Here is a 1,093-nt window from a genome sequence, read left to right on the forward strand (position 1 = left end):
CATAGGTTTTGTCAAAACAAATAACGGTATTCTACAGAATCCCCGCACTTTTAATCACACCCAAGATAAGCTCTCCGAGCTGCATATTAAGGCCAGTATGAGCCGGAAGGGGAACTGTTGGGATAATGCTGTGATGGAGCGTTTTTTCAGGAGCCTGAAAACAGAATCCACCAGCCGTGACCAATACCAAACCCACGAGGAAATGACATGGGCAATCACAAAATATATCCATTTTTACAATACTAAAAGGATACATTCAATTATTGGAAGTGCTGCACCTAACCAATTTGAACAACAATTTTTAAAAAGCGCCTAATGCAGTGTCCAAATTTACTTGACCATTACAAATCATTTCTGGTTCTTTTAATGAATTTGTGCCACAGAGTGGGTATACTAACGATGGAAATTGTCAGCAGTTTATATATACCGTAAATTGGTGAAATCAACGCAAAAGCATGGGGTCATGTCTGAATGGCACTTACTTAAGCCGATGCACTGTAAAATCAATTAGCCGGGTAGGTTGGGCAACCGCTTTTTGTTGCCCGACATTTCAGTCTAAAAGCAAATAATTGGAATATAAAAATGCCGCCTAAGATTAAAGAACTTGTTCGTGATTTAGAAATGGCTGGTTTTGTTAATAGAGGCGGCAAAGGTAGCCATAGAAACTATGAACATCCAAACGGTAGTCGCATTACTATTTCTGGGCAACTCTCAGATGATGCTAAACCCTATCAAATTCGCGAGACAAAGAAAAAGATTGTGGAGTCAAAATAATGAAAGAAAGTGACCGCTATATCAAAATTGTTGAATGGTCTGATGAAGATGGATGTTTTGTTGGTTCTTGTCCTGGAATAATTGATACTTGCTGTCATGGAGATGATGAGATTCAAGTTTATACCGAGCTTTGTCAGATTGTGAATGAATGGATTGAAACTATCAAAAATGATGGAAAGCCTTTGCCATCTCCTACGATGAGCAGAAATTTAGCAAGTAAATTATTGAATGTAGCCTAATCGGGTAGCCAGGGGCATCTAACCCCCAGCCCCCACACCACCCACCATGCGGGTCCGCAGTGGGCGGTTCAACGAATTGG

At 40.4% G+C, this 1,093-nt stretch carries 3 protein-coding genes; all 3 read left to right on the top strand.

The genetic code is table 11. From position 1 onward, the window contains the following. A partial coding sequence (locus CRENPOLYSF2_RS00880; RefSeq protein ID WP_176370985.1) for an IS3 family transposase occupies window positions 1-316 on the top strand: 316 nt, incomplete at its 5' end. A 266-nt stretch (window positions 317-582) separates the two neighbouring features. Beyond that, window positions 583-774 carry a type II toxin-antitoxin system HicA family toxin gene (locus tag CRENPOLYSF2_RS00885; RefSeq protein WP_087142088.1) on the top strand — a complete coding sequence of 64 codons (192 nt, stop codon included), beginning with the start codon at window positions 583-585 and terminating at the stop codon, window positions 772-774. Then, window positions 774-1,013 carry a type II toxin-antitoxin system HicB family antitoxin gene (locus CRENPOLYSF2_RS00890; RefSeq protein WP_087142089.1) on the top strand — a complete coding sequence of 80 codons (240 nt, stop codon included), beginning with the start codon at window positions 774-776 and terminating at the stop codon, window positions 1,011-1,013. The genes CRENPOLYSF2_RS00885 and CRENPOLYSF2_RS00890 overlap by 1 nt, the downstream gene beginning before the upstream one ends. Window positions 1,014-1,093 lie beyond the last annotated feature (80 nt).

The sequence above is a fragment of the Crenothrix polyspora genome (assembly GCF_900163755.1).
In the GTDB taxonomy this organism is placed as follows: Bacteria; Pseudomonadota; Gammaproteobacteria; order Methylococcales; family Methylomonadaceae; genus Crenothrix; species Crenothrix polyspora.